This window comes from Schumannella sp. 10F1B-5-1 (assembly GCF_006517535.1).
Taxonomy (GTDB): domain Bacteria; phylum Actinomycetota; class Actinomycetes; order Actinomycetales; family Microbacteriaceae; genus Schumannella.
The window spans coordinates 1-292 of the sequence record NZ_VHQH01000266.1 but is presented as its reverse complement, the minus strand read 5'-3'; the positions used below and the strand labels follow the sequence as shown (position 1 = coordinate 292).

The following is a 292-nucleotide window of genomic DNA, read 5'->3' as shown; positions in this document are numbered from 1 at the left end:
GGGATCACGTGCCCGGCGCCCACCCCGTGACGACGTCCAGGTAGACCCAGCGCCCGTCGTGGCGCACGAAGCGCGACCGCTCGTGGAGGAGGCCGGCGCCCTCCGGTCCGCGGTACGAGGCGCGGAACTCCACGACGCCCTCCGCGTCGTCCGGCCCTCCCGCATCCGTGTCGACGATCTGCAGCCTGCGCCACACGACGACGTCGTCGAGGTCGAGCACCGCGGGCCGGGTCGACGGATGCCACGAGCGCAGCAGGTACGCGGCGTCGCCGAGCGCGAAGGCGCTGAAGCG

Annotated in this window: 1 protein-coding gene; it reads right to left on the bottom strand. The window is 74.3% G+C overall.

Annotated features, from left to right (window positions below):
- Window positions 1–4: 4 nt before the first annotated feature.
- Window positions 5–292 (bottom strand): YchJ family protein (locus FJ658_RS15655; protein WP_141146250.1); only part of this gene is annotated, 288 nt, incomplete at its 5' end.